Below are 6,047 nucleotides of genomic sequence, written 5' to 3'. Positions count from 1 at the left end.
CTGGTCGCGGTGTCAAGGGGCATTCAGTTTTCCCCAGTTATGGTCATTGAAAATTCCCCACCCTCGGTTCAAGGTTGAGGTATTTCTCTCAGAATTAATACCGATTATTGGCGCTGTGGAGCTTGTGGACGAGAGGCCCGAGAGTGTGGGCAGCCTGTGGGCAACAGGGATGTTGTCCATCAGGGCTGTCCACGCGGCCCGCAGGGCTCGGGCCGCTCCGTAGGACTCGTCCACAGATCCATAGCGCATTGCTGTTACCCGATCGCCACTGGCTCCTCGGTGCGGATCAGTCCCGCCTTGAGCTTCTCCTTGAGCCGGTAGGAGTTGCCCCGGATATTGATCGTGATGGCATGATGCAACACCCGATCGAGGATGGCGGTGGCGATCACCCGATCACCGAACACCTCACCCCAGGCCCCGAAGCTCTGATTGCTGGTCAGGATCATCGGCCCTTTCTCATAACGGCGGCTGATGAGCTGAAAGAAGAGATTCGCCCCCACCCGATCGATAGGCAGATAGCCAATCTCGTCAATGACTAAAAGCCGCGGCACGGTGTAGACCTTAAGCTTCTCCTCAAGCCGCCCCTCGGTGAGCGCTCGGGTCAGGGTCGCAATCATCGCGGCTGCCGTAGTGAAGAGTACCCGATAGCCGTGCTCGATGGCTTTGAGTCCAAGGCCCACGGCTAAGTGCGTCTTGCCGACACCGGGCGGCCCTAAAATCACTGCATTCTCACCGTGCTCGATGAAGTGGCAAGTGGCTAGCATCAGGAGCTGCTTTTTATCGAGCGAGGGTTGGTAGCCGAAATCGAAACTCTCCAAGCTTTTTACAAAGGGAAAGCGTGCGAGGCTGGTGCGCATGGTGATATTCTTCTGGGTCTTGGAGGCGACTTCTTCGCCCAATAGGCGATCGAGGAAATCGGCATAGGAAAGCTCCTCGGCGCTCGCGTCTTGCAGCAAGGCCTCGAGCCGCTCGCGGCTTTTGAACAACCGCAGGCGTGTGAGGCTGTCTTGCAAACGTTCACATTGGCCGGCATGCATCAGAGCACCTCCTCGAGCAGATGCTCGTAGATCCCAAGATCACGTACCTCGACCTCGGTGAGCCGGGTATCCGCGGGGGCGCTGCCTACCCCGATACTGGAGAGAAGCCGTCGGGCGTTGCGGGCCATCGCCCCCGGTCCGTGCGCCGGATCGATCGACAGTTGATGCCGGCCTAATAGCCGCGGGTGCTGGGCGACTAAGGCGCCGCGATGGAAAATCCGAAGCTCGCCACCGCACCGCGCGACGTCCACCGCCTGGCCAATCAGCGTAAAGGGCACCGAGTAGCGGTTGGTGTCGAGGCTCACCAGGTAGTCGGAGGCCACCATCCGGCTCAACCGGACGTCGGTCAAAAAGCTGGGCTGCCCGGCGGTCGGAATGAGCATCGAGCGCTCGCGCTCGAAGCGCTCGATAGGCCGCTCATGGGTCGTGCCGTGAATACGCATATCGGCAATGGTGGCATTCCATTCATCGAGCTTCTCTTGCAGATCCACGCTGTCGATGAAGGTCCGTCCGGGCAGGAAGTTGCGCTTGAGATACTTCACCCCTGATTCCACCTTCCCTTTGGTCATCGCCCGGTAGGCTCGGCAAAGCCGCGGCTCAAACCCCCAATAGTCAGCAAAGGCGCGAAAGGTCCCGTTCCAGATCACCTTGCCTTCGCCGCTCGGCCGGCATACCGTGCGCGGTCGATCGTACAAATGCTCCCGGGTACGTCCCCCGAAGTGCTCAAAGGCCCGCTCGTGCGCCTCGAGAAATTGGCCCAATTGCTCATTGGGCGTGGCCCAGAAAAAACTCCGGCGACTGAATCCGAGGGTGAGCACAAAGAAGTGCATCACCCGCGCCCCCGCGCGAAATTCCACCTTCGCTTCCCCCCAGTCGATCTGGCTCTGTTGGCCCGGCGGGGTCTCAAACCGGATCTGGCTCCGCTCGGCCGCGCTGGCGAGCACCCGTAACGGCGCTACAAGCCGCTTCACCGTCTCGTAACTGCCCCCATAGCCACGACTCCCCCGCAGCTCCTGATAGAGGATCCGCGCCGAGTAGTACACCTGGGGCGCCCGTTCCCGCAGATACGCTTCATGCTCACCAAGCAATCTGTCTTCTTTGATCGCGCGCCGATAGGGCTGCCACTCGTACCACCGCATACAGCGCCGCACCGTTTTCCGGTCGAGATCCAGGGCTCGTGCAATCGCCGATATCGAGCGCCGCTCCTCATAAAACAGCCGCCGGATTTCCTCCCATCGCTCCCGTCCTACCATGCCCTCGTCCCCCGATTGTTGAATTGGGGACGGCATAGTCACCATCGCATCACTCTCTGCAAGTGTCATCTTCTATCCTCCTTCTGTCATCAGGAGGGTGGGGAATTTTCAATGCCCATAAGTGGGGATTTTTGCATGCCCCGTGACAGCACCCCTTCGGCCTGCGCGCTCCTTCGACAAGGCTGGATAGTTACGGTAGGAATGCCTCTCACGAGACACCCCCCGCGCAGATCCGTGCGAGCGGGGTTACCGCACACGGCTCCTGCCTTGGGTGATGGCGGCGAAAACGCACGTTGGGCCAAGGGTGGTACAAACGCGGTGTCGGTAGCCACTTCGCCTGAATGCCTTTGAATTTCTCCCAGGTGAGATGTCTCCGCGCTTTCTGACTGCGACGACGAAGCATGCGCAGCCACGCACGACCCACCTCGTAGCGGAGCTGATTCAGCGCATCCAGGTTGTAAGGCACCGCGAAGTAGTGGTAGTACCCTTGCAGCACACTACGTAGCCATCTGCCCGTCTCGGGGACCGATGCGTGCAGTCGGCGGCGTAGCTCTGTCTTGATAGCTTGCAATTTCGCGCGACGGCGCTTGGCGATGGTCTTGCGCCGGATGGTGAAGCGGCCGTTTCGGGTTTGCGAGCAGATGTGGGTAAACCCAAGGAAGTTAAGCGTCTCCGGCTTACTTTCCCCCGCGGCCTTTCGTCTGGCTGCTGCGAAGCGGCCAAATTCAACGAGGCGGGTCTTCTCCGAGTGGAGCGGCAAACCGAAGTCGTTGAAGCGCCTCCTGACATCCCGCAAGAAGGCCTCGGCTTCCTCTCGATATTCAAACCCCACGACCATATCATCCCCATACCGGACGGCAATCATCGCCCCCCGCAGTTGTGTTCGGCGACGGCGTTGACTCCAGAGGTCAAACACATAATGCAGGTAGATATTCGCGAGCAGAGGCGAGACCGCTGAGCCTTGAGGACTGCCTTCCTCTGGGCAATACCAGCGGCCTTCGTCCATGACCCCTGCGCGCAGCCATTTACCAATGAGACGAAGAACCCGCTTATCCGCAATCCGATGCTCGAGAAAGCGGAGAAGCCATGAGTGTTGGAGATGGTCGAAGAATTTCTCAACGTCCAAGTCTAGCACCCAGTGGATGGGGCGCTCGGTCAGTCCCACAGAGAGCGCATCGAGCGCCCGATGGGGGTCGCGTCCCGGCCGAAATCCGTAGCTAAACCCCAAGAAGTCCTCCTCGTAAATGTGATTCAGCACCGTACCCACTGCCCGTTGGACAACTTTGTCCTCCAGGGCAGCGATCCCAAGCAACCGCTCGCTCCCATCGTCCTTTGGGATGCGCGCGCGTTTGCTCGGCAACGCACGATACCGCCCCCTATGGATGCGCTCGTGGAGGTCCTCTAAGCGTTTCTCCAGTCCCTCCCGATACGCCTCCCACCTGACCCCGTCTACCCCGGGCGCCGCTTCGCGCTTGAGCGCCTCGAAACTTGCCCGCAACAGCGCGGGGTCAATATGGTGCAGTAACGCTGTGAATCGCAGCTTCTTGTCCCTTCGTGCAGCTTCCCGCACGCCCAACAAGCCACGCGACACCTTCCCCGGACACTGTGTTCCGTCGGTGGGCGGTCGTTGGGCGTTCCCCTTGGCCAAACCCCTTTGCTCTGCGGACTCCGCCGGCGTTTGGCCAGGTCGCCCCAGTTGATCACCTTTGTTCATCCGCCTCTTCGCTCCTACGGGTTTGTCCGACTTCCCCCCAGCGTGCATGTAGGCCGTTCGGCTCTTCACCTTCGCCTACCGCCCTGCGGGTTACCACCCCACAGAGACTGGCGGGACCTCCCAGGTTCCGTGCATGAAGTATAGGGACACATGTGCAGGGTCTCTGACTCCGTGGGGCCGGACAACCACTTGCCGTAACGCCGCTGCCCGTGTTGCCTTCCGCGAGTAGGGAAACCGTCGGCACCCCAGTGGCGCAACTCTCGAAGCTCAATACCTGACCTGCGTCCACCCCTGTCAACGCTTGCCTTTCATGGTTACCCACTCAGGCCATGACTCGGGGCCGAGGCGGCTGGCCAGCCTTACCTCGTATGACATTCTCAATCACACCTCCATGCCAGATTAGCCTGGCGCTTCCCCTCCAGTTGCATAATTCTGTTGTGTAGTGGCAGAAAATGGCGTCGGTTAAGGATTTTAACGAGTTTTAAGCGTTTCGCTGGACATCACCGTAGGTGAGGTCTAGACACCCGACAAAAAGACTGATTTTACGATCAGAAATATATGGAAAGCGGCCTACGCTTCTCGGTATAATACGTTTGCCGAAACAGTAAGATCCGAGAAGGAGGCCGCTTCTATGAAGTGTAGCAGAGCCGAGGTTCACTGCAAGACTCACAGCCTTCCTCAACTGCGTTTTGAGGATAGCCAACTGACCTCCTTCTCGGGGCTCATCCTCATCCAAGAGCTCTTCTCGCGTCTGGGATTGAAGGAGCGGCTGCGGCGCTGTTTTAACCATCTCACCGTCAGCCCGATCTTCGGCTATCCCGCGCTGGTACTGTGTTTGGTCGTGCACCTCTTGCTCGGATACCGGCAGTTGCGCGATGTGCGTTACTATGCGGATGATCCGCTGGTGAAGCGGATCCTGGGCTTGCGCCGACTGCCCGATGTGGCCACCGTGAGCCGCGGGTTGGCAAGGGCTGACCAAGACAGCGTCACGCACCTGCAGAGGATGCTGTGCGAGCTGGTCATCGCACGGTTGGTGGCACTGAAACTCTCCCGGGTGACGCTCGATTTCGATGGCTCGGTATTGGGCACCTCGCGCTTTGCCGAGGGGACGGCGGTGGGGTTTAACCGCAAGAAAAAGGGCCAGCGCAGTTATTACCCGCTCTTTTGTACCGTGGCTCAAACTGGGCAGGTGCTCGATGTGCTGCATCGCTCGGGCAACGTCCATGACTCCCACGGTGCCCGGGACTTCATCCTCGCCTGTATCGCCACGCTCCGGACCGCCCTCCCTGAGGTCTGCATTGAGGTGCGCATGGACAGTGCGTTTTTCAGCGATGAAATCATCGGGAGCCTCGACGCCCAAGGGGTGGAGTATACGGTGAGCGTCCCCTTCGAGCGCTTCGCTGAACTCAAGCAACGCATCGAAGCGCGCCGCTGGTGGTGGCCGCTCGGGGCGGGGTGCGCCTACTTCGAGGCGCAGTGGAAACCTAAGGCCTGGAACGTTCGCCATCGTTTCCTCTTTATTCGCACGCGGGTAAAACAGCAATTCAAGGATCCCGTGCAACTCGATCTCTTCACTCCGCACCAATTCGGCTATGAGTTTAAGGTTATCCTCAGCAATAAACGCCTCGGTGCCCGCAAGGTGCTCGCCTTCCATAACGGCCGCGGGAGTCAGGAAGGCCTCTTCGCCGAGCTTAAATCCGACAATCAGCTCGATTATGTCCCCACCCGCACCTGGGTCGGCAACCAGATCTACCTGCTCTCGGTGCTCCTCGCCCACAACCTCGGCCGCGAGCTCCAGATGATCGTCCATCCGCCTTCGCGCACAACCCTGGAGAAACGACCCGCCTTGTGGGACTTCGCGCGCCTTGACACCCTCCGGCGTCGCCTTATCCAGCGCGCAGGCCGTTTGATCCGGCCGCAAGGACAGCTCACCCTCAGTATGTCAGCCAATCAAGCCGTTCGGGAGGAACTGTTGCATTACCTGGCGGCTCTGAAAGCTGCGTGAGTTCGCCAACAACCTGTTTTTGCAACGCTAGGGTATAG

Annotated in this window: 4 protein-coding genes; 1 reads left to right on the top strand and 3 read right to left on the bottom strand. The window is 59.7% G+C overall.

From position 1 onward, the window contains the following. Positions 1 to 254 precede the first annotated feature (254 nt). The 3 genes from istB to ltrA all read right to left on the bottom strand — a co-directional run bounded on the left by istB (position 255) and on the right by ltrA (position 4,004). Positions 255 to 1,037 carry an IS21-like element helper ATPase IstB gene (istB, locus tag M3436_18470; GenBank protein MDQ3565987.1) on the bottom strand — a complete coding sequence of 261 codons (783 nt, stop codon included), beginning with the start codon at positions 1,035 to 1,037 and terminating at the stop codon, positions 255 to 257. Continuing rightward, on the bottom strand, positions 1,037 to 2,359 hold the full coding sequence (istA, locus tag M3436_18465; GenBank protein MDQ3565986.1) for an IS21 family transposase: 1,323 nt from the start codon (positions 2,357 to 2,359) through the stop codon (positions 1,037 to 1,039). Before istA ends, istB begins: the two co-directional genes overlap by 1 nt. A 139-nt stretch (positions 2,360 to 2,498) precedes the next feature. Further along, a complete protein-coding gene (gene ltrA / locus M3436_18460; protein ID MDQ3565985.1) occupies positions 2,499 to 4,004 on the bottom strand; it encodes a group II intron reverse transcriptase/maturase in 1,506 nt (501 codons plus the stop codon). A 631-nt stretch (positions 4,005 to 4,635) separates the two neighbouring features. Here ltrA and M3436_18455 point away from each other — a divergent pair. Beyond that, the gene (locus tag M3436_18455) at positions 4,636 to 6,009 is read left to right on the top strand and encodes an IS1380 family transposase (GenBank protein MDQ3565984.1); all 1,374 of its coding nucleotides are present in this window, start codon (positions 4,636 to 4,638) and stop codon (positions 6,007 to 6,009) included. Positions 6,010 to 6,047 lie beyond the last annotated feature (38 nt).

It is taken from the genome of Pseudomonadota bacterium (genome assembly GCA_030859565.1).
GTDB lineage: Bacteria > Pseudomonadota > Gammaproteobacteria > JACCXJ01 > JACCXJ01 > USCg-Taylor.
Note: the sequence above shows the minus strand (reverse complement) of the source record. Positions and strands in the feature narration are given on the sequence as shown.